Genomic DNA, 20,011 nt, shown 5'->3' on the forward strand with positions numbered 1-20,011 from the left:
ACCCTCACTTTCTGGAGCCAAGAGCATGCACCCAGCCCGCCGCCTGACGTTCGGCGACCTCATCCGTGAACACCGAAGGTCCTTCCCCGACGGGGTCGCCCTCGTCGACGGTGAAGTCCGGCTGACCTGGCCGCAGTTGGACGAGCGCACCAACCGGCTCGCAAACGCCCTCGCGGACGCGGGAGTCGGCGCCGGAGACCGTGTCCTGTGGCTGGGCCAGAACTCCTTCCGGATCTGGGAGCTGCTCGGCGCCGCCGCGAAGATCGGCGCCATGGTCTGCCCCGGCTACTGGCGCTGGGCCGCGCCCGAAATGGCCTTCGCTGTCGAGGACTTCGACCCGAAGGTCGTGGTCTGGCAGGACGAGGAGATCGGCGAGACGGTCGGCAAGGCGCGGGCCGAACTGGGCAGCGACCACCGGGCGTTGTGGCTCCGGCACGACACCGAGAGCAGCGCGGGGCCCGACTCGTACGAGGCCTTCCTGGCCGCCGGATCACCCGAGGACCCGTCGGCCGACGTCGACCCGGACTCCGCCCTCCTGGTCATCTACACCGCCGCGATCACCGGACGGCAGTCCGGCTCGATGCTCTCGCACCGCAATCTGCTCGCCATGGGCGCGAGCGCCGCCTGGATGGGCGACATCGGCACGGAGACCGCCTTCCTCGGCGCCGGACCCATGTTCCACATCGGCAACTACCAGTTCTGGGGCGTCCCCGCCTTCGTCCATGGCGGCAAGAACGTGATCGTCCGCCGCGTGGTCGCCGAGGAACTGCTCCCGCTGCTGGCGGCAGAGCAGTGCACCCACGCGTATCTGATGCCGCCGACGATCGCGCAGCTGGTCGCCCTCAACAGGGAGGCGGGCCATGACCTTTCCCACCTCCGCGCGAGCGTGGCCGCGCCTCTCTGGCAGGGCACAGTGCCCATCGACACCAGCCGCTTCACCCGAAACGGCGGCGGCGAGGGCCGAGGCTACGGGCAGACCGAGGTGACCGGCTTCGCCGTGACCGGCGCCTACGGCGGCACGGGCACCGGCAACGCGGGACGCCCCAGCCCCTTCACCGCCGTACGCGTCCTCGATGGCACCGGCGAGGAGTGCGCGGTCGGCGAGGCGGGCGAGATCTGCGTCCGGGGCGACCTCGTGCACCTCGGCTACTGGAACCGGCCGGAGATCAACGAGGTGCGCTTCCGCCACGGTTGGTGGCACACCACCGACCTCGGACGGCGTGAGCCCGACGGCACGATCAGCTTCCTCGGGACGACGACCCGCATGCTCAAGTCGGCGGCCGAGAACATCTTCCCGGCCGAGGTCGAGAACTGCATCGAGTCGCACCCCGGGGTGAAGGAGGCCGCCGTGATCGGCGTCCCCAACGAGCGCTGGGCCCAGGACGTCAAGGCCGTCGTCGTGCTCCACCCGGACACCGGCGACGGGGTCACGGCGGCGGACGTCATCGAGCACTGCCGGGCGCGGATCGCCTCGTACAAGAAGCCGAAGACGGTCGAGTTCGTCGACGTGCTGCCGCGCACCAAGGACTTCGCCAAGGACTACGAGACGCTCGACGAGCGCTTCGGCGGTGGCGGCTATCCCGGCGGCGACACGCTGGGCGCGGGACGGTGACGCGGTGAACGCCCGCCAACCCGTCGTCGTCGGCGTCCACGCCACCGAACAGGCGCTGACGCTCCCCGACCGCGACGCCATGGATCTCGCCCTCGAAGCGGTGAGCGGCGCGATCGCGGACGCCGGACTCACCCCGAGGGACGTCGACGGCGCCCAGGTCGACTGGCCCGGCCCCGGCGGCGTACCCGGCGAGGGCAGCTCCTGGGCGCGCATGCTCGGCCGGGACCTGCGCTGGACCAGCGACTCGATGCTCGACAACGCGGGCTCCCGGGGCCTGCTGAAGGCGGCGGCAGCTGTCCAGGCCGGCTTTGCGGACACCGTCGTCGTCGGCGGCTGCAAGCTGGTCTCGCGCGGCGCCGGCCCGGTCGGTGCGGGGGTGCCGCTGGAGTTCGCCGACGTGTGGGGCAGCTATGTCGTCGCCCAGTTCGCACTGGTGGCGGCCCGGCACATGCACGAGTACGGGACGACCTCCCGTCAGCTCGCCGAGGTCGCCGCCACGATCCGCAACAACGGCACCACCAACCCGGAGGCGATGATGTACGGCCGGGGCCCGTACACCGCCGACGACGTGCTTGCGTCCCGCATGGTGGCCACACCGTTCCATCTGCTGGACTGCTGCATCGTCGGTGAGGGCGGCGCCGCCCTCGTGGTCACGACCGCCGAACGCGCCCGCGACCTCCCGCACCCGCCCGTCGCCGTGCTCGGCGGCGGCATGGAGTACCACCAGGCCGCGTACGCCAACCCGGCCCTGCACCGGGAGGTCGGACAACTCGGCCGGGACGCCGCCACCCGCGCCTACGCCATGGCGGGCGTCGGCCCCCACGACGTGGACGTCTTCTCCCTCTACGACCCCAACTCCTTCGAGGTCATACGGCAGTTGGAGGCCCTGGGGCTGTGCGGGGAGGGCGAGGGAGGGCCGCTGGCCGCGAGCGGAGCGATCGCAGTCGGGGGCAAGCACCCTGTCAATCCCGACGGCGGCTGTCTGGCGTACTCATGGAACGGCACCCAGCAGATGACGCTCAAAGTAGTCGAAGCCGTACGGCAGTTGCGCGGCACCGCCGTGCACCAGGTCGAGGGCGCCGAGCTGGCCGTCGTCGGCAACGCCGGATCAGGGGCGCAGCACTACGAGATGAGCGTCCTCGGGAGGATGCGATGAGCCGGCCCGTACCCGTCCCCACCGAGCTGTCCCGGCCGTTCTGGGACGCGGCCCGGCGCGGTGAACTGGTCGTCCCGCACTGCCCGAGCTGCGGGCTGCGATTCTTCGTGCCCGAGCCCGCCTGTCCCGGGTGCATGGCGCGGGACTGGCGGTACATACCGAGTACCGGCCGGGGGACCGTCTACTCGGTGACCGTCGTCCACCGGGCGCCGGGGCCCGGGTTCGACACCCCCTTCGCGCTGGCGGTGGTCGACCTGGACGAGGGCGGCACACTGCTGACCCACGTCGACGCGGGCGAGCCGGACGAGGTGGCCATCGGCATGCGGGTCCGCGTGGACTTCCGGGCGCTCACCGACGAGATCGCACTGCCGTACTTCGTACCGGACGCGGGTGACTGAAGGAGATGGACGCAGTGGCGAACACGCCGGTACGGGTCCCCAAGATGGCCGAGCTGGTCGCGGCACAGCTCCGACGCAAGATCGTGCGCGGCGAACTGGCCGAGGGGGAGGCACTGCCCGCCGAGACGGCGCTGATGGCGGAGTTCGCCGTGTCCCGGCCGACGCTGCGCGAGGCGTTCCGGGTCCTGGAGTCGGAGTCGCTGATCAGCGTGCGCAGGGGCGCCCGGGGCGGGGCACGGGTGCAGACCCCGGAAGGCACGGTCGCCGCCCGCTACGCCGGGGTCGTCCTCGAATACCGGGGCACGACCCTCAAGGACGTGTACGACGCCCGTACGGTGATCGAGGCCCCGTGCGCCGGACTGCTGGCCGAGCGGCGCACGGACGAGGACCTGGAGCGGCTGCGGGCCGCCGTCGCCGAGGCCGAGACACTCATGGACGACCCGTCGGCGTTCATCCGCGCCCACATGGAGTTCCACGCCCTCGTCGTCGAACTGGCCGGCAACGAGACCCTCAGCGTCCTCAACGGCATGGTCCGCCACATCATCGACCAGGCGAACTGGTCCCACGTCGACCTAGACGCCGGCAGCCCCGAAAACATCCGCGCCAACCGCCGGGGCTTCCGGGCCCACGGCGCACTCGTCGACCTGGTCGCGGCCCGCCGCACGGAGGCCGCCGAGGAACTGTGGCGCGTACACCTCCAGGAGGCCGAGGACTACCTCCTACAGAACAGGTCCATGACCACCGTCCTGGACCTGCTCGGCTGACCCGTCCTCGGCCCGCGGCTCCCGGTCAGGAGCTCCGAGTGCGGGCGCGGAGCATACGGCTGACCGCGTCCGAGCGCTCCAGCAGCGTGGTGCGGACCACCGGGGCTGCCTCCTGGGACGCCTTCTGGGCCGTCTCGATGTACGCGGGGTCGATGGCGTGCAGTGGGAAGAGTTGCCTGGTGAAGGTCATCGCGGGGATCATTCCTCCCCGGTGGAGTTCGGTGATCAACCCTAGGTATTCGTGTGCGTAGGGTGCCAGCAGGGTCTCCTGGGCGGGGCGCCAGAAGGCCGCGGCCACATGGTGGACCGAGCTGACGGGCACGGTGCGGTCCACGGCCAGTCGCTGCCAGACCTCCGCCTTCGCCGAGGGGTCGGGCAGGGCGGCTCGTACCATGAGGACGCGGACCCAGGCGTCCGGGTCCGGGTCACGTTCGAGCAGGCGGGCGGTCTCGGACGAGACGTCCCCGCCCAGTTCCGCCTCACGGACCAGCGCACGCCAGCGCAAATCCACGTCGTCGCCCGCCTGTTCACGGAGCCAGGCCAGGTCGTCGGCGTCCGTCGCGGTACGGGCCAGACCGCGCAGCGCGACCTGATGACGGCCGGGATTCGCGGCGAGACGCCGACAGACCGCCGCCACCTCCGCCGTCAGACCGGCGCGTTCGGCGGGCGGCGCCCACAGTTCGGCGATGTTCCCGGCGAGGTTCAGATACGGCTCGATGACGGCGTCGGAGGTCTCGGTCGCCAGGACCGCGGTCATGCAGCGCCCGGCTTCCGCCGCCGTGGCCTCGCCGGTCGTCAGCATGTCCCACACGGTGGCCGCGGCCGCGCCCCGGGAGATGGCCGTGGGCAGCTCCGCGGCAGCACGCAGCAGCGGGTCCCGGGTCGTGGGATCCGGCCGGGTCGTGGCGAAGGTCAGGTCGTCGTCGTTGACCAGCAGGAGGTCCGCCGTCGGCGGGAGGCCGACGACCGGGGTGCGGTCCTGTGTCACCTCGACCCGCACCAGGGCGCTGCGTTCCAGCGCCTCGCCGTTCCTGTCGTACGCCCCCACCGCCAGCACCTGCGGACGCGGCGTGCCGACCGCCACCAGGGTGACCGACTCGCCGTCACGCTCCAGCAGGAAGCGGTCGGTGCCCGCCGTCTCCAGCCAGGCCGTCCGCCAGGCGTCGAGGTCGCGCCCACTGGCCTCGGAGAGGGCGACGATCAGGTCCTGGAGCGTGGTGTTGCCCCATGCGTGGCGGGCGAAGTAGGCGGCCATGCCGGCTCTGAATCTCTCTTCGCCGACGTACGTCATGAGCTGCTGGAGAACGGAGGCGCCCTTGGGGTAGGTGATGTTGTCGAAGATCGACGCGGCCTGGGCGACATCGTGAATCGGCTGGTGGATCGGGTGGGAGACGGGCCCTTGGTCGGACAGGTACGCAGTGAGCTTGCCGCCCACCAGATGGCCCGCCCAGGCGTCGGTGTACCGCGTGGCGCGCTCGGCCGCCCAGTGGCAGGCGAACTCCGCGAACGCCTCGTTCAGCCAGAGGTCGTCCCACCAACGCATCGTGACGATGTTGCCGAACCACATGTGCGCCATCTCGTGCAGCAGTACCTTGGCGAACAGCTCACGCTCGGCGGGCGTCGGTACGGCCCGCCGCAGGTAGGCGTCCGACCAGGTCACGCAGCCGTAGTTCTCCATCGCCCCGCCGAACTCGGGCATGAACACCTGGTCGTACCGGCGCTGCGGGAACGGCATCGCGAAGACCTCGCCGTAGAAGGCGAGGCCCTGGCGGGTGAGGGTGAAGATCTCGTCGGCGTCGCGGTCGAGGACCTCGGCCAGCGAACTGCGGGCGTACAGGCCGAGGTCGTGCCCGTCGGCCTCGCGGCGGATCTCGTGGAAGGGGCCCGCGTTGACGACGGTGTTGTACACCGACAGGGGCGGGGTGTCCGGGAAGGTCCAGCGGCGGGCCGAGTCCAGCTCCTCGATGTGCGCGTCGCCCGAGTTGCTGGTGACGGTCCACGCGGTCGGGGCCGTGACCGTGAAGGCGTGCGGGGCCTTCAGGTCGGGCTGGTCGAAGCACGCCCACACGAACCGGGCCTCGTCCGGTTCGAAGCTCATCCAGACGTAGACCTCGCCGTCCGCGGGGTCGATCGCCTTGTGCACGCCCTCGCCCGTGGCCGTGTCGGCCTGGACACTCTCCACGCGCAGCACGTTGTGCGCGGCCAGGCCGGGGAGGGGGATACGGCCGCCGTCACCGGTGGTGGCGAGGGAGACACCGTTCAGCGTGGCGCTGCGGATCTGTGCCGCGCAGTCCACGAAGGTCTCCGCACCCGGCTCGCCGCACGTGAACGTCACCGTCGAGACGCACCGGACCTCCGGCCCTTCCGCCAGGCCGGTGAGGTCGATGTCCACGTCGTACCGTTCGACCGCCAACAGCCCGGCCCGGCGTTCGGCTTCGGTACGGGTCAGGCTTCGGATCCCCATGCGTCGTCCTTCGTCAGCAGACATCGGACGTCAGCGTACGACGGAGATCGCCAATGAACGCAGGCAATTTACACGGCTGCTTGGTGCCCCATGCGGCTGTACGAGGATTCAGTTGTCGCGCAGCTCCCGCACGATCGGTTCCCACACCCCGGCGTCGATCTCGTACGCCGTGTAGAAGGACACCCGGTCGACCAGTGCCCCGTACCGGCGCCGTATCTCGCCCGCGACCCGGTCCGGCTCCGCCACCACCGCGAAGGTGTGCAGCACCTCGTCGTCGACGAGTCCGCTCATCGCCTCCCACTTGTCCTCGCGCCGGGACGTGGACAACGCGTGCAACTCGTCCCCGAGTTCACCCCACCCGTGCAGCTCCAGCACCCCGCGATAGGCGGGAGTGCTGCCGTAGAAGGCGATCTGCGCCCGGGTGCCGTCGATAGCGCGGGCCATCTCCTCCTCCGTACGGCCGGTCGCGGTCAGCAGCAGATGGGAGACGGAGAAGTCGTCGCGCGTACGGCCGGACGCGGCCAGGCCCGCCCCGACGGTCGGCAGCGTCACCTCCCGCAGATACCGCTCGGTGGTGAAGCCGTGCGCGAGGAGCCCGTCGGCGACCTCGCCCGCCACCCGGGTCATCGCTTCGCCGACCGCGGCGACGAACACCTTGGGCGGGCCGCCGGGCGCGGGCGGGGGAGAGAAGAACGGGGACATGAGCGTGTGCGAGTAGAAGTCGCCGCGGAAGTCGAGCCTCTCGCCCTCGTTCCAGGCGGTCCAGATGGCATGCAGCGCGCTCACGTACTCCCGCATCCGTGCCGCGGGCCGGCTCCACGGCATGTCGAAGCGCCGCTCGATGTGCGGCTTGATCTGGCTGCCCAGACCGAGCGAGAAGCGCCCGCCCGCGTAGGTCTGCAAGTCGTGGGCGGTGTAAGCGAGTTGCATGGGGGAGCGGGCGAAGGCCACCGCGATGGCCGTGCCGACCTCAAGACGGTCGGTGTGCTCGGCCGCCAGCACCAGCGGCAGGAACGGGTCGTGCTTGGACTCCGACGCCCACAGACCGTCGTAACCGGCCTTCTCGTGGTGCCGGGCCTCCTCGACCACCTCGGCGGTGCCCCAGACATTGAGCTTGCCGTCGACCTTCATGCCGCTCCCTCTCCTGTTCCTGTGCTCATGCGCTCATACCGATGCGTCGCGCCAGCAGCTCCCGGTGGAACGCCGGATCGCCGAACAGCAACTGCGAAGTCTTCGCCCGCTTCAGATACAGATGGGCCGGGTGCTCCCAGGTGAAGCCGATCCCGCCGTGGACCTGGATGTTCTCCGCCGCCGCCTTCAGACAGGCGTCCGAGCAGAACGCCTTGGCCAGGCTCGCCACGGCGGGCAGTTCCGGGTCCTCGTTCTGGGCGGCGAGCAGTGCGTAGTGCGCGGCGGCGCGTGCCGACTCCACCTCCAGGAGGACGTCGGCCAGCAGATGCTTCACGGCCTGGAAGGAGCCGATGGGCCGCCCGAACTGGTGGCGCACCTTGGCGTACTCGACCGCCATGTCGAGCGCCCGGGAGGCCACGCCGACCTGCTCGGCGGCCAGCGCCACCGCGGCCCGGTCGAGCACCTCGGCCACCAGGCCCCAGCCGTCGCCGTGCGTACGCAGCCGGGTCGCCGGTACGTCGTGATAGTCGAGGCGCGCCTGTCTGCGGGTCGGGTCCAGCGTGGGCAGCGGCTCACGGGTCAGGCCGGCCGCGTCGCCGTCCACGACGAAGACACCGATGCCGTCGTCGGTACGGGCGACGGTGAGGACGACATCGGCGGTGGCGCCGTCGAGGACGAACATCTTCGTCCCGGTCAGCAGCCAACTCCCGTCGCTCTCCCGGGCGGTGAGGCCGATCCCCGCCGCGTCCCAGCGGGCGGAGTCCTCGGTCAGGGCCAGCGTCCCGACGAGTTCACCGGACGCCAGGCCCGGCAGCAGGCTCTTGCGGGCCTCCTCGTCGGCGGAACGCAGGAGCGTGGTCGTCGCGAGCACGGCCGAGGCGAGGAACGGCGCGCACAGCAGCGCACGGCCCATCTCCTCCATGACCACGCCCACTTCGACCGGCCCGCACCCGGCACCGCCGTACTCCTCAGGCACCGCCAGCCCCTGAAGCCCCAGCTCGGACCCCATCCGGCGCCACAGTGCCGGGTCGAAGCCCTCCGGGGTCTCCATCAGCCGCCGTACCTCGGTCTCCGGCGAGGTGTCCGCGAGGAACGCCCTTACCGTGCGCCCCAGTTCGGCCTGCTCCTCACTGAACGCGAAGTCCATGCCTCAGCCCTCCCCGCCGGTTCGGCGACCGGCACGGGACGCGATGATCTTCTCGACGACGGCGATGTGGTCCGGTGAGTGCATGCTGTCCCGCTCGGCGAGGAGCGCCGGTTCCAGTACGGTCGAGAGCGCCTGCTCCAGATGCAGGTTCACCGCGCGCTTGGTCCCGCGCAGCGCCTGCGCGGGCAGGGCGGCCAGCCGTCCGGCGAGGTCCATGGCCTCGTCCAGGAGCTTGTCCTTCGGCACGGCACGGTTGGCGATGCCGAGCCGGACCGCGTCCTCGGCGCTCACCCGGTCGCCGAGGAACAGCAGCTCCTTCGCCCGGGTCAGCCCGACCAGCAGGGGCAGTACGAGGGCCCCGCCGTCGCCCGCGACGAGCCCCACCTGGACGTGCGGGTCGGCGATGTGGGCGTCGTCAGCGATCAGTACGAGGTCACTGAGCAGGGCCAGACTGCATCCGAGACCGACGGCGGGCCCGTTCACCGCCGCGATCACCGGCAGTGGGCAGCGGACCATACCGGTGATGATCCGCCGGGCCTCGTCCACGTTCCGCTCCCGGAAGACGCTGTCGCGCTGGACCCGGGTCATGATGTCGAAGTTGCCGCCCGCGCTGAACGCCCGGCCGCGCCCGGTGAGCACGACCACCCGTGCCTCGGGATCGTCGGCGACCGTCTCCCAGACCGACGCGAGTCCGGAGTGCAACTCCTCGCTCATCGAGTTGAGTTGGTCCGGTCGGTTCAGCTCGATCAGCCGGACCGGTCCATGGGACGTCACCACCAGATCCGCCATGTCCACACCCACCGCCGCAATCCCAGAATGAGTCAGTAGAGTTGAATGGTATAACTAATTAAGCTTGCGGGGAACCGGTCGTGGAAGTGACGAGGCTGACGGAGGACGCGAATGCCGGAGCAGAAGTACGAGACCGTGCGAGCCGAGGTGGCGGACGGGATCCTCACCGTCACGCTCGACCGGCCCGAGAAGCTGAACGCCTTCAACCCGCAGATGATGGCCGACCTGCTCGACGTCCTGGACGCGGCCGACGCCGACGACGACGTACGGGTGATCGTGGTGACCGGCGCCGGGCGCGGATTCTGCGCCGGTGCCGATGTCAGCTCCGGCGGCACGTCCTTCGACCACCACAAGGCCGGCGCCTGGCACCGGGACACCGGCGGCCGGGTCGCGCTGCGGATCTTCTCCAGCACCAAGCCGGTCATCGCGGCCGTCAACGGCCCGGCGGCGGGCGTCGGGGCCAGCATGACCCTGCCCATGGACATCCGGCTGGCGTCGACCTCGGCGAAGTTCGGGTTCGTCTTCGCGCGCCGCGGCATCGTGCCGGAGTCCGCGGCGAGCTGGTTCCTGCCCCGGGCCGTGGGCATGCAGCGGGCCATGGAATGGGTGGCGACCGGCCGGGTCTTCGGCCCCGACGAGGCCCTCGCGGCCGGGCTGGTCCGCTCCGTCCACCCGCCCGAGGACCTGCTGCCGGCGGCGTACGAACTGGCCCGCGAGATAGCCGAGAACACCTCCGCGATCTCGGTCGCCCTCTCGCGCCAGATGATGTGGCGGATGCTCGGCGAACCCCACCCGATGGCCGCGCACCGGCTGGACTCGCGGATCATGGGCCAGATCGGCGGCGGCCCCGACCCCATGGAGGGCGTCGAGTCGTTCCTCGCCAAGCGACCGCCCGCCTTCCCGGGCCGGATCAGCGAGGACATGCCCCCCGTCTACCCCTGGTGGCAGGAGGAAGAGTTCCGGCCACTGGAGTCCTAGGTTCACGAGATCTGGCCGAAACATTGTCGTAGTTACCCCGAAGTGTTAGCGTCCGCCCGGCGGGCATTCAGTTGAATGCGCTGAACCATTCACCGCTGGACGGTAACCATGAGCGATGGTTTCCTGTACGAATCCCTCCGCGGTGTCGACTGGGGGGTCGCCACCGCTGACACCCTCGCGGCCCCACCGCCGCACCCTGCCGAGCAGGCCGGTCACTTCCGGCAGTGGACCGACGACATCCGGCACCTGACCGGGGTCGCGGCAGACACGCACCGCATGGTCGCGGGATGGCCGCAGCTCCAGCCCGACGGTCCCGGAAGCTGGGACCGGGCCGCCCTGGACCGCTGCGACCGCGCGCTCGACTCCCTCCTCGCGCAGGGCACGCGGCCGAGCATCACCCTGTTCGACCGCACACTGCCGCCTTGGCTGGACGCGGCGGGCGGCTGGCTCGCCCGCGACACCGCCGAGCACTTCGCCGCGTACGCCGCCGAACTGGGCCGGCGCTTCGGTGACCGCGTGGACCGCTGGATCACCTCCACCGACCTGGCCGGACCCACCCTCGCCGACCATGTGGCCGGAATGTACACACCTGGCCGGGGAGTCGGCCGCCCGGGCCTGGCCGCCGTCCATCACATCCTGCTCGCCAACGCCCTCGCCACCCAGGCCCTCAGGGCCACCGGCGCGAGCGGCCGGATCGGCACGACGATCACGCTCGTCGGCGGCTACGCGGCCACCGACGACCCCTACGACCGGCTCGCCCTGGAACGCCTGGAGAGCTGGACCAACCGGCTCTTCCTCGACCCCCTGCTGCTCGGCGAGCACATGGTGACCGAGGACGACATCTCACCGGTGGCGGCCACCGGCTGTGTACGCCCCGGCGACCTGGAGGTCATCGCCACCGCACAGGACCTGCTGTCCCTGTCCTGGCACACCCCGTTCCGTGTCACCGCGCCCGAGAACCTGCCCCGCGTGCTGCCGACCGCGCACTGCCGCAGCGCCCTCAACGAGGTGAACCGCCTGCTCATGGGCCTCGGCTTCGCGATCGTCCCCTTCGAGGACGTGGAGACCACCGCCTACGGCTGGCCGATCATCCCCGAAGGACTCGCCGACGCCGTCGCGGGCCTCTACGACCTCTACGGCGACCTGCTGCCACCGCTGTCCGTCGTGGACAACGGCATGGGCGACCTCGACCTCGTCGACGGCACCGGACACAGCGACGACACCCGCCGCCGGACCCTGCTGCGGGCCCGGCTCTCCTGGCTGGCGGGACTCGTCGCGGCCGGGGTGGACGTGTGCGGCTACGAGTACTGGTCGGTCCTCGACAACCTGGAGGCCAAGTTCCGCTACACCCGCCTCTACGCGATGGCTGTCCCGGACCACGAGCCCGGGCCGCGCCCCCCGATGCCCGCCGACTGGCTGCACGACGGCGCCTTCGCCGACGCCGCCGTACCCGAGACGGGCCGCGCGGCCGGGCTGCGTCTGGTACCGGCCGACCCCCGGGCTCAGGGCGCCGGGGCCTCGTAGTCCCTGCCCCGGATCAGCCGCACCGGCGTGTAGACGAGCACTTCCTCGTCCCGCTGGTTGCGCACACTGATCCGGCTCGTCACCACACCCCGCCCGGGCCTGCTGGAGGCCCGGGAGCCCGTGGTCTCGACGACGGCGTACAGAGTGTCGCCGACGTACACCGGCCCCTGGACCGTGAGTTCCATGTGCAGAAAGGCAAGTCCCGTGCCGTGCAGCACGTTCGTCTGGAGGACGAGCCCTTCGGCCAGGCAGTACGTCAGCGCTCCCGGAACCAGCCGCCCGGTGTAGCCGCCGTCCGCCGCGTGCGAGGCGTCCCAGAAGAGGGGCTCGTTGAAGCCGCCCCAGGTGACGAAGTTGACGAGATCCGTCTCCGTGACGGTACGGCGGGCGGTCCGGAAGACCTGGCCCACCGGCATCTCCTCGTAGGTCAACCCCCGTACCAGCGGGGGGACTTCGGTGATGGTCTGCTCCGACGGCATGATCGGTTCCTCTCGTACGGGTGGTCGCGGGTGGTGGTCACAGGTCGAGCGGGTGCTTGCCGGCCACGCCCTCGAAGTCCGGGGCGCGCTTGTCCCGGTGGGCGGCGAGTCCCTCGACGACCTCGTGGCCCGCGAAACCGAAGAACTCCAGCCCGAGCGAAGCCTCGAAGATCGGCTGCGCGGTGCGGTACCAGTGGTTGAGGGACCGCTTCGTCCAGCTGATGGCGCTGGCGGGCCCGGCGGCCAGGGCGGTCGCCACCCGCAGACCCTCCGCGTGCACGTCCGCGTCGTCCACGCACTTCGACACCAGCCCGATCCGCTCGGCCTCCTCGCCGGTGAGCGTCTCGCAGGTGAGCAGGTAGTACTTGGCCTTGGCCATACCGCACAGCAGCGGCCAGCAGATGGAGGCATGGTCACCGGCCGCGACCCCCAGCCGTGTGTGCCCGTCGACGATCTTCGCCGTACGGGCGGCGATGGAGATGTCCGCCAGCATGCCGATGACCAGCCCCGCACCGACCGCCGGGCCATGGATCGCGGAGACCACCGGCTTCGAGCAGTTGATCACGCCGTAGACCATGTCCCGGGCCTCGCGCATCACCCGGGCACGCACCGCGTACTCCTCGGTCATCGCCTCGATGGAGTCGAAGGTGCCACCCGCAGAGAACGCCCTGCCCGCCCCCTGCACGAGCACGGCCCGCGTCTGCTCGTCCCGGTCGACGACCGGCCAGATCTCGGCCAGCTCGCCGTGCATGCGCGGATCCACGGCGTTGAGGTTCGGGGCGTCGAGCACGATCCGGAGCACGCCGGGCGCGGGCCGCTCGAAGGTCAGGCTCGTGAACGGGGCGTAGAGATCGGTCACGTCGCGCTCCTGGTGTATTCAGTGCGGATACTATAATTATCTAACTGTATCGAGGGGTGGGCGGCAAGCAGCCCGCATGTGACATCGCACCGGGAAGCACTGCACCGGGGAACACCGCACCGAGGACGGGAAGCTCGGCATGGATCTCACCTTCAGCGAGGAACAGGACGAACTCCGCAAGGTCGTACGCTCGTTCCTCGCCAAGCACTCCGACGAGACGGAGGTACGCCGCCTGGCCGCCGATCCGACGGGCCACGACCCCGTCGTCTGGCGGCGGATGGCCGGCGAACTCGGACTCCAGGGACTCGTCGTACCGGAGGAGTACGGCGGCTCCGGCTTCGGCTACGTCGACCTCGGCATCGTCTTCGAGGAGGCGGGCCGCGCGCTCCTGTGCGGCCCGTACTTCGCCACGGTTGCCCTGGCGGCCGAGGCACTACTGCGCTGCGCCGACGAGACCGCCCGTACCGATCTGCTCCCGGGCATCGCCTCGGGCGAGACGGTGGCCACACTCGCGCTCACGGAGGAAGCCGGCCGCTGGGACGAGCAGGGGATCCGGCTGACCGCACACGAGACGACGGACGGATGGCGGCTGACGGGTGCGAAGACGTACGTCCCCGACGGACACCTGGCCGACCTGCTGCTGGTCGCCGCCCGCACCGAGTCGCCCGGGATCAGCCTCTTCGCGGTAGAGGCCACCGAAGCGGAATCGCGGGGCCTCACCCGACCCCCCCTCCCCACCCTCGACCAGACCCGCAGACAGGCCAGGCTGGAGTTCACGGACACCCCGGCCCGGCTGCTCGGCACCGAGGGCGCGGCATGGCCGGGCCTCGAACGCACCCTCGCGACTGCCTCCGTCCTGCTGGCCGCCGAACAGGTCGGAGGAGCGGCGGCAGCCCTGGACGCGGCCGTGGAGTACGCGAAGATCCGCGAGCAGTACGGCCGGCCCATCGGCTCGTTCCAGGGGATCAAGCACAAGTGCGCCGACATGCTCATGGAGATCGAGTGCGCCCGCTCGGCCGCGTACGGCGGACTGTGGGCGCTGGACACGGGCGACGAGGCGGAGACCGCCATCGCGGCGGCCCTCGCGCAGACCTTCTGCTCGGAGGCGTTCACCAGGGTGGCCGGCGACAACATCCAGGTCCACGGCGGAATCGGCTTCACCTGGGAACACCCCGCCCACCTGTACTTCAAACGGGCCAAGAGCAGCGAAGTGCTCCTCGGCACACCGTCGTACCACCGCGAACTGCTGGCTGCCCGGCTCGGCATCTGATCGTCGGCAGAGGAGCAGAGGAGAGGTCATGGAACTGGACTTCGGGCCCGCCGTACGCGACTTCCGCGACGAGGTGCGGGACTGGCTGGCCGAACACCTCGTGGGGGAGTTCGCCGAGCACCGGGGCGTGGGCGGCCCCACCGACGGCGAGGCCTGGGAGGTCCGCCTTGCCTGGGACCGCGAGCTGTCGGCCGGCCGGTGGCTGGGCGTCGGCTGGCCGCAGGAGTACGGGGGCAGAGGCCTCGGTCTCCTGGAGGAAATCGTCTTCGAGTACGAGTACGCCCGCGCGAACGCCCCCTACCGGGCCACCGTCAACGCCCTTGACCTGCTCGGCCCGATGCTGCTCCAGGTGGGCAGCGAGGCGCAACGGAAACGCTTCCTGCCGCCGATCCTCGCCGTCGAGGAAATGTGGGGCCAGGGCTTCAGTGAACCCGGCGCCGGCTCCGACCTCGCCTCGGTCCGCACCCGGGCGGAACGCGACGGCGACGAGTGGGTGGTCAGCGGACAGAAGGTGTGGACGTCGTTCGGCGTCCACGCGGACTGGCTGTACGTCCTCACCCGCACCGACCCGGAATCCGTACGCCACAAGGGCCTGACCCTGCTGCTCCTGCCCACCGACCAGCCGGGCGTGGAGATCCGCCCCATCCGCAACCTCGCCGGCCAGGACGAGTTCGCCGAGGTGTTCCTCTCCGACGCACGCACGGGCGCGGACATGGTCGTGGGTGAGGTCGGCCAGGGCTGGCGCACGGCGATGGCCACCCTCGGCATCGAACGCGGCACCACGCTCCTGCCCCAGCAGCTCACCTTCGAACGGGAGGCGGAGGCGCTGATCGACCTCGCCCGGGCCCGGGGCGCGCTCGACGATCCGATGCTGCGGCGCAGGATCGTGGACGCCTGGATCTCCGTACGCATCATGCGCACCACCAACCTGCGGACCCTCGCCGAACTGACGGCGGGCCGCACGCCGGGCGCACAGGCCGTCACGGCGAAGCTGTACGCGTCGACAAGGCACCAGCAACTGGGCCATCTGGCGATGGAGTTGGCCGGACCCGCCGGGCAGCTCATCGGATCGGACTACGGCCTGGACACCCGGCAACGCTCGTTCCTGCTCTCCCTCGCGGAGACGATCTACGGCGGTTCCAGCGAGATCCAGCGCAACATCATCGGCGAGCAGCTCCTGGGCCTCCCGAAGGAGCCCCGCCCATGAGCACTGTCGAGGAGCGGCTGGACCGCGTCGAGTCGCAACTGGCGATCCAGCAACTGCCCATCCGCTACGCGCTCGCCGTCGACGCCCGGGACCTCGACGCCTGGGCCGACTGCTTCCGGCCCGACGTCGACATGGGACGTCACGGCCGCGGACGGCAGGTCCTGCGCCGGCACATCGAACCCCTGGTGCGTGGCTTCCGCCGGTCGGTCCACCAGATCTGCGGGCACCGAGTCGAGTTCACCGGCCGTGACACGGCGACCGGCGCGGTCTACTGCCGGGCCGAGCACGAGGTGGGGGACCGGTGGATCGTGATGGCGATCTGCTACCTGGACGACTACGCGCGCGTGGACGGCGAGTGGTACTTCTCCCGCCGCCGCGAACAGCACTGGTACGCGGCGGATGTGACGGAACGCCCGCAGGCGGTGGGCTTCAACGGCTGGGAGGGAGCCGGGGAACCGGCGTTGCCCGAGGCGTTCCCTTCCTGGGCGCCTTTCTGGAAGGACAAGGACGGGGAGGAGACGTGATGGCACGGTTGTCCGGGAAGACGGCGCTGATCACCGGCGGAGGGCAGGGTGTGGGCCGCGGCATCGCGCTGGCGCTGGCCGCCGAGGGGGCGTGTGTGGTGATCACCGGCCGCACGGAGGGCAAACTGAAGGAGGCTGCCGAGGAGATCGCTGGGCGTGGCGGACGGGTGCACACCGTCGTGGGGGATGTGGGGGAGCGGGCGGACGTCGACCGCATGGTGACGGAGACGGTGGGGGAGTTCGGCAGGCTGGATGTGCTGGTCAACAACGCGCAGTCCTCGGTCCAGCGCCGGCTGGAGCAGACCTCCTACGACGATGTCGAACTCACCTACCGCAGCGGTCCGTTGGCCACGTTCCACGCGATGCAGGCGGCTCTGCCGTATCTCCGGGAGAGCCGGGGCAGTGTCGTGAACCTCGGGTCGTCGGCGGCGGTGCAGGGTGAGGTGAGTTTCGCGGCGTACGCCATGGCCAAGGAGGCGGTCCGGGGGCTGACGCGGGTGGCCGCGCGGGAGTGGGGGGTGTACGGGATCCGCGTGAACGTCGTGTGCCCGGCGGCGCTGAGTCCGGCGGCGGAGGCGTACTTCGCGGAGCACCCGGAGAAGGCGGCGAGTGTGATCGCCGGGATTCCCTTGGGGCGGATGGGGGATCCGGAGAGGGATATCGGGCGGGCGGTGGTGGCGTTGGTGAGCGAGGACATGGGGTATCTGACGGGGGCGACGCTGATGCTGGAGGGCGGGCGGACGTTGATCGGCTGAGGCGGGGTTTGTCTCGCCCCCGCCGCCCTTACCCGTCCCATCCTCGGGGGCGCTGCCCCCGAACCCCCGCTCCTCAAACGCCGGAGGGGCTAGGTTTTTCAGCCCGTCCGGCGTTTGAGGGCGAAGGGGGGTCTGGGGGCGCAGCCCCCAGGGATGGGACGGGTAGGGGCGGCGGGGGCGAGAAAACCGCCTCACACGACCCCCCGCCCCCGCAGCTCCGCCAGCTGACCCTCCGTCACCCCAACCAACTCGCCCAGCACTTCCGCCGTATGCTCGCCCAGCGCAGGCGGCGCCACGTACCCCTCCACGGGACTCCCCGTCAGCCGGATCGGATTCGCCAGCATCGGCAACCGCCCCGACACCGGATCCTCGACCTCGACCAGCATCCCCCGATGCTGTATCTGCGGATCGGCGAAGACATCCGGCAGCTCGTTGAACGGCCCCGCAGGGACGTCGTGTTCGTCGAGAACGGCGAGCCACTCGTCCCGCGTCCGAGTCCGCAGGACCGCCGCCAGCACCGGCAGAATCTCCGCGCGATGAGCAATCCGCGCGGACGTCGTCGCGAACCGCGGATCCTGGAGGAGATCGGTCCGCCCGGCCGCCGCGCAGAACCCGGCGAACTGCTTGTCGTTGCCCGCGACAAGGAAGATCGGCTTGTCCGCGCACGGGAACGCCTGGGACGGAATCCCCCCGTACCCACCGTTCCCGCGCCGCTCCGGAACCTCCCCGGAGACCAGGTAGTTCATCGCGAAGTGCGACAACGAGGCCAGACCGCAGTCCAGCAGGGACAGGTCGATGAACTGGCCCTCACCGGTGACGTCCCGGTGCCTCAGGGCGGCGAGCACGGCCGTGGAGGCGTACAGCCCGGTGAGGATGTCGACCATGCTGACGCCGACCTTCATCGGCTCCTCCGGATGCCCGGACACGCTCATCATCCCGGACATGGCCTGGAAGATGCCGTCGTAGCCCGGGCGCCCGGCATACGGCCCCGTCTGACCGAAGCCCGTCACCGACAGGTACACCAGCCGCGGGTTCAGCTCCCGCAGGCTCTCCTGGTCGAGTCCGTACTTCGCCAGCGTCCCCGCCCGGAAGTTCTCGACCAGCACGTCCGAGCGCGCGGCGAGCGCACGGATCAGCTCCTGCCCCTCGGCGGTGGCGTGGTTGACGGTCACCGACCGCTTGTTGCGGTTGCAGGCGAGGTAGAAGGCGGCGGTGTCCGTCCGGTCGCCCTCGCCCTCGGGCCCGGGCGCGAAGGGCGGGCCGTAGGTCCGTGAGTCGTCCCCCGTTCCGGGCCGCTCGACCTTGATGACGTCGGCGCCGAGGTCGGCCAGCATCTGGGTGGCCAGCGGCGCGGCGAGGATGCGGGACAGATCGAGGACACGTATCCCGGCAAGTGCGGTCGACGGCATCGGGACTCCTCCCTGTGCAGTTAACAGTAGAATGAGTTAGATAAATGATACATCCATGTTGACCGCCCCACCCGTACGATTGCCTCAACTAGCTGATTCATGTAACTATATCGATCGGCCGACAGGTCGAGACCGGAGGGCGTGCTGATGACCGTCGCGGCGAGAACCCTCACCGACCAGGAGCAGCGCGAACGCCGGACCTGGTTCCGGGCCCGATGGGAGCGCGGGGTCGCCTTCAACCGTCTCTGCCGCATCCGCGTGACGCGCTGGGACCCGGACGCCGTCGAGATCCTGCTTCCCTACGCCGAGTCCCTCTCCGCCCATGAGGGCGTCTTCCACGGCGGAGTCATCTCGGCACTCATCGACACCGCCGGCGCCGGAGCCGTCATCGCCGGGCACGACTTCACGAAGGGGAGTCTGCTGAGCACCGTGTCGATGTCGGTGCAGTACCTCGCACCCGCCCGGGGCCGGGAGGCCGTCGCCTACGCCCGCTGCGTGCGACGCGGCGGCAGGCTGCACTTCGCCGATGTCGACGTGATGACCGACGGCCGCATCTGCGCGCGGGGCCAGGTGGTGGTGACCATCTCCGGGGAGCGACCGGGCGTCGGCGACCCCATCCAACCCCTGGACATCGAGCCCCTGGACATCGAACCACTGGACGAGGAGTGAGGAGTCACGAGATGCCCGAGGAGCCCATGACCTCGCCGCACGACCTGGACCTGGTGCTGTACGAGGTCGACGAGGACGGCGTCGCCACCGTCACCCTCAACCGGCCCGAGCGCAAGAACGCGTGGAGCCTCCCCATGGAGCGCCGCTTCTTCGCGCTCCTCGACGAGGCCGCGCACGACCCGGCCGTCCGTGCCGTGATCGTCACGGGCGCGGGCAGGGCCTTCTGCCCCGGCATGGACGTCCAGCGCCTGGAACAGAACGCCCAACCCGGTCAGTCGCTCAACCTCCACGCCCGCGTCCCCATGTACAGCAGACGCGACATGCCGAAGCCGCTCATCGCCGCCGTCAACGGCGCCTGCGCGGGCATCGGCCTGGTCCAGGCGCTGATCTGCGACATCCGCTTCGCCGCCCGAGGGGCCCGCTTCACCACCGCCTTCACCCGACGCGGCCTGGCCGGCGAGTACAACCTGCCGTACGTCCTGCCACGCGTCGTCGGCCTGGAGAACGCCCTCGACCTGCTGCTGTCCGGCCGGGTCTTCGACGCCGACGAGGCCAAGGCCCTCGGCCTGGTCAGCCGTGTCGTGGAACCCGAGGACCTGCTCGACTCCGCCCGCGCCTACGCCCGGGACATCGCCCGCAACTGCTCCCCGCGCGCCATGGCCGTCGTACGCCACCAGGTCTACGGCGATCTCGACCGCACCTTCACCGACGCCCTCGCCCGCTCCTACTCCGCGATGGAGTTCTTCGCGGGCTCGCCGGACTTCCGCGAGGGCGTGGCGAGCTTCGTGGAGAAACGGGAGCCGAAGTTCGAGGGACTCCCGCCGGACTTCGACCCGGACGAGGCCACCCGCGACGCGTTCCTGCCGTACTGACCGA

At 70.6% G+C, this 20,011-nt stretch carries 19 protein-coding genes; 12 read left to right on the forward strand and 7 right to left on the reverse strand.

The window, feature by feature from the left end:
* Positions 1–25: 25 nt before the first annotated feature.
* From OG787_RS49695 to OG787_RS49710, 4 genes are read left to right on the forward strand one after another with little or no spacing between them, the layout of a single operon-like run.
* Positions 26–1,612, forward strand: a complete 1,587-nt coding sequence (locus OG787_RS49695) for an AMP-binding protein (RefSeq protein WP_405540064.1) — start codon at positions 26–28, stop codon at positions 1,610–1,612.
* Positions 1,613–1,616: 4 nt separating this feature from the next.
* Positions 1,617–2,768 carry a thiolase family protein gene (locus OG787_RS49700; RefSeq protein ID WP_369031421.1) on the forward strand — a complete coding sequence of 384 codons (1,152 nt, stop codon included), beginning with the start codon at positions 1,617–1,619 and terminating at the stop codon, positions 2,766–2,768.
* A complete protein-coding gene (locus tag OG787_RS49705) occupies positions 2,765–3,166 on the forward strand; it encodes a Zn-ribbon domain-containing OB-fold protein (protein WP_405540065.1) in 402 nt (133 codons plus the stop codon). The genes OG787_RS49700 and OG787_RS49705 overlap by 4 nt, the downstream gene beginning before the upstream one ends.
* Before the next feature lie 5 nt (positions 3,167–3,171).
* A complete protein-coding gene (locus tag OG787_RS49710) occupies positions 3,172–3,930 on the forward strand; it encodes a FadR/GntR family transcriptional regulator (protein WP_369031423.1) in 759 nt (252 codons plus the stop codon).
* A 25-nt stretch (positions 3,931–3,955) separates the two neighbouring features.
* Here the strand turns inward: OG787_RS49710 and pepN are convergent, their stop codons facing one another.
* The 4 genes from pepN to OG787_RS49730 form a co-directional block, all read right to left on the reverse strand.
* Positions 3,956–6,394, reverse strand: coding sequence for an aminopeptidase N (gene pepN / locus OG787_RS49715; RefSeq protein WP_405540066.1), 2,439 nt, complete (start codon positions 6,392–6,394; stop codon positions 3,956–3,958).
* A 108-nt stretch (positions 6,395–6,502) separates the two neighbouring features.
* A complete protein-coding gene (locus OG787_RS49720; protein ID WP_369031425.1) occupies positions 6,503–7,525 on the reverse strand; it encodes a TIGR03617 family F420-dependent LLM class oxidoreductase in 1,023 nt (340 codons plus the stop codon).
* A gap of 25 nt (positions 7,526–7,550) precedes the next feature.
* A complete protein-coding gene (locus tag OG787_RS49725) occupies positions 7,551–8,672 on the reverse strand; it encodes an acyl-CoA dehydrogenase family protein (protein ID WP_405540067.1) in 1,122 nt (373 codons plus the stop codon).
* 3 nt (positions 8,673–8,675) lie between these two features.
* Positions 8,676–9,461: an enoyl-CoA hydratase/isomerase family protein gene (locus OG787_RS49730; protein WP_369031428.1), complete on the reverse strand. Its 786-nt coding sequence runs from the start codon at positions 9,459–9,461 to the stop codon at positions 8,676–8,678.
* A 111-nt stretch (positions 9,462–9,572) separates the two neighbouring features.
* Here OG787_RS49730 and OG787_RS49735 point away from each other — a divergent pair, with 111 nt between their 5' ends.
* Positions 9,573–10,439: a crotonase/enoyl-CoA hydratase family protein gene (locus OG787_RS49735; RefSeq protein WP_405540068.1), complete on the forward strand. Its 867-nt coding sequence runs from the start codon at positions 9,573–9,575 to the stop codon at positions 10,437–10,439.
* Positions 10,440–10,547: 108 nt separating this feature from the next.
* Positions 10,548–11,963 carry a family 1 glycosylhydrolase gene (locus tag OG787_RS49740; protein ID WP_405540069.1) on the forward strand — a complete coding sequence of 472 codons (1,416 nt, stop codon included), beginning with the start codon at positions 10,548–10,550 and terminating at the stop codon, positions 11,961–11,963.
* On the opposite strand, the gene OG787_RS49745 is transcribed toward OG787_RS49740, so the two are convergent.
* On the reverse strand, positions 11,942–12,442 hold the full coding sequence (locus OG787_RS49745) for a MaoC/PaaZ C-terminal domain-containing protein (protein WP_405540071.1): 501 nt from the start codon (positions 12,440–12,442) through the stop codon (positions 11,942–11,944). The genes OG787_RS49740 and OG787_RS49745 overlap by 22 nt on opposite strands.
* Positions 12,443–12,479: 37 nt before the next feature.
* Complete coding sequence (locus OG787_RS49750) at positions 12,480–13,301, reverse strand: enoyl-CoA hydratase/isomerase family protein (RefSeq protein ID WP_405540073.1); 822 nt, start codon at positions 13,299–13,301, stop codon at positions 12,480–12,482.
* A 139-nt stretch (positions 13,302–13,440) separates the two neighbouring features.
* Here OG787_RS49750 and OG787_RS49755 point away from each other — a divergent pair, with 139 nt between their 5' ends.
* Genes OG787_RS49755 through OG787_RS49770 form a run of 4 tightly spaced genes read left to right on the forward strand, consistent with a single transcriptional unit; the run spans position 13,441 to position 17,057 of the window.
* Positions 13,441–14,571, forward strand: a complete 1,131-nt coding sequence (locus OG787_RS49755; protein WP_405540074.1) for an acyl-CoA dehydrogenase family protein — start codon at positions 13,441–13,443, stop codon at positions 14,569–14,571.
* Between the two features lie 28 nt (positions 14,572–14,599).
* A complete protein-coding gene (locus OG787_RS49760) occupies positions 14,600–15,778 on the forward strand; it encodes an acyl-CoA dehydrogenase family protein (protein ID WP_369031434.1) in 1,179 nt (392 codons plus the stop codon).
* Positions 15,775–16,302, forward strand: coding sequence for a nuclear transport factor 2 family protein (locus OG787_RS49765; RefSeq protein ID WP_369031435.1), 528 nt, complete (start codon positions 15,775–15,777; stop codon positions 16,300–16,302). The genes OG787_RS49760 and OG787_RS49765 overlap by 4 nt, the downstream gene beginning before the upstream one ends.
* Positions 16,302–17,057 (forward strand): SDR family NAD(P)-dependent oxidoreductase, encoded by a 756-nt coding sequence (locus OG787_RS49770; protein ID WP_405540076.1) that lies wholly within the window; start codon positions 16,302–16,304, stop codon positions 17,055–17,057. Before OG787_RS49765 ends, OG787_RS49770 begins: the two co-directional genes overlap by 1 nt.
* 191 nt (positions 17,058–17,248) lie before the next feature.
* Here OG787_RS49770 and OG787_RS49775 read toward each other — a convergent pair whose 3' ends face one another.
* Positions 17,249–18,466, reverse strand: coding sequence for a CaiB/BaiF CoA transferase family protein (locus tag OG787_RS49775; RefSeq protein WP_405540077.1), 1,218 nt, complete (start codon positions 18,464–18,466; stop codon positions 17,249–17,251).
* Between the two features lie 147 nt (positions 18,467–18,613).
* Between OG787_RS49775 and OG787_RS49780 the strand changes: the two genes are divergently transcribed.
* Both OG787_RS49780 and OG787_RS49785 read left to right on the forward strand, forming a co-directional pair.
* Positions 18,614–19,135 (forward strand): PaaI family thioesterase, encoded by a 522-nt coding sequence (locus tag OG787_RS49780; protein ID WP_369031438.1) that lies wholly within the window; start codon positions 18,614–18,616, stop codon positions 19,133–19,135.
* Positions 19,136–19,146: 11 nt separating this feature from the next.
* Positions 19,147–20,007: an enoyl-CoA hydratase-related protein gene (locus OG787_RS49785; protein ID WP_405540078.1), complete on the forward strand. Its 861-nt coding sequence runs from the start codon at positions 19,147–19,149 to the stop codon at positions 20,005–20,007.
* Positions 20,008–20,011: the final 4 nt, after the last annotated feature.

Origin of the sequence: Streptomyces sp. NBC_00075 (genome assembly GCF_045041225.1) — a bacterium.
Taxonomy (GTDB): Bacteria; Actinomycetota; Actinomycetes; order Streptomycetales; family Streptomycetaceae; genus Streptomyces; species Streptomyces adonidis.

Excerpts from the sequence above, each read along its gene's own strand:
- OG787_RS49695 (WP_405540064.1), top strand. The coding sequence starts at position 26 with ATGCACCCAGCCCGCCGCCTGACGTTCGGCGACCTCATCCGTGAACAC.
- OG787_RS49705 (WP_405540065.1), top strand. The coding sequence starts at position 2,765 with ATGAGCCGGCCCGTACCCGTCCCCACCGAGCTGTCCCGGCCGTTCTGG.
- OG787_RS49710 (WP_369031423.1), top strand. The coding sequence starts at position 3,172 with ATGGACGCAGTGGCGAACACGCCGGTACGGGTCCCCAAGATGGCCGAG.
- pepN (WP_405540066.1), bottom strand. The coding sequence starts at position 6,394 with ATGGGGATCCGAAGCCTGACCCGTACCGAAGCCGAACGCCGGGCCGGG.
- OG787_RS49720 (WP_369031425.1), bottom strand. The coding sequence starts at position 7,525 with ATGAAGGTCGACGGCAAGCTCAATGTCTGGGGCACCGCCGAGGTGGTC.
- OG787_RS49725 (WP_405540067.1), bottom strand. The coding sequence starts at position 8,672 with ATGGACTTCGCGTTCAGTGAGGAGCAGGCCGAACTGGGGCGCACGGTA.
- OG787_RS49730 (WP_369031428.1), bottom strand. The coding sequence starts at position 9,461 with ATGGCGGATCTGGTGGTGACGTCCCATGGACCGGTCCGGCTGATCGAG.
- OG787_RS49735 (WP_405540068.1), top strand. The coding sequence starts at position 9,573 with ATGCCGGAGCAGAAGTACGAGACCGTGCGAGCCGAGGTGGCGGACGGG.
- OG787_RS49740 (WP_405540069.1), top strand. The coding sequence starts at position 10,548 with ATGAGCGATGGTTTCCTGTACGAATCCCTCCGCGGTGTCGACTGGGGG.
- OG787_RS49745 (WP_405540071.1), bottom strand. The coding sequence starts at position 12,442 with ATGCCGTCGGAGCAGACCATCACCGAAGTCCCCCCGCTGGTACGGGGG.
- OG787_RS49755 (WP_405540074.1), top strand. The coding sequence starts at position 13,441 with ATGGATCTCACCTTCAGCGAGGAACAGGACGAACTCCGCAAGGTCGTA.
- OG787_RS49760 (WP_369031434.1), top strand. The coding sequence starts at position 14,600 with ATGGAACTGGACTTCGGGCCCGCCGTACGCGACTTCCGCGACGAGGTG.
- OG787_RS49765 (WP_369031435.1), top strand. The coding sequence starts at position 15,775 with ATGAGCACTGTCGAGGAGCGGCTGGACCGCGTCGAGTCGCAACTGGCG.
- OG787_RS49770 (WP_405540076.1), top strand. The coding sequence starts at position 16,302 with ATGGCACGGTTGTCCGGGAAGACGGCGCTGATCACCGGCGGAGGGCAG.
- OG787_RS49775 (WP_405540077.1), bottom strand. The coding sequence starts at position 18,466 with ATGCCGTCGACCGCACTTGCCGGGATACGTGTCCTCGATCTGTCCCGC.
- OG787_RS49780 (WP_369031438.1), top strand. The coding sequence starts at position 18,614 with ATGACCGTCGCGGCGAGAACCCTCACCGACCAGGAGCAGCGCGAACGC.
- OG787_RS49785 (WP_405540078.1), top strand. The coding sequence starts at position 19,147 with ATGCCCGAGGAGCCCATGACCTCGCCGCACGACCTGGACCTGGTGCTG.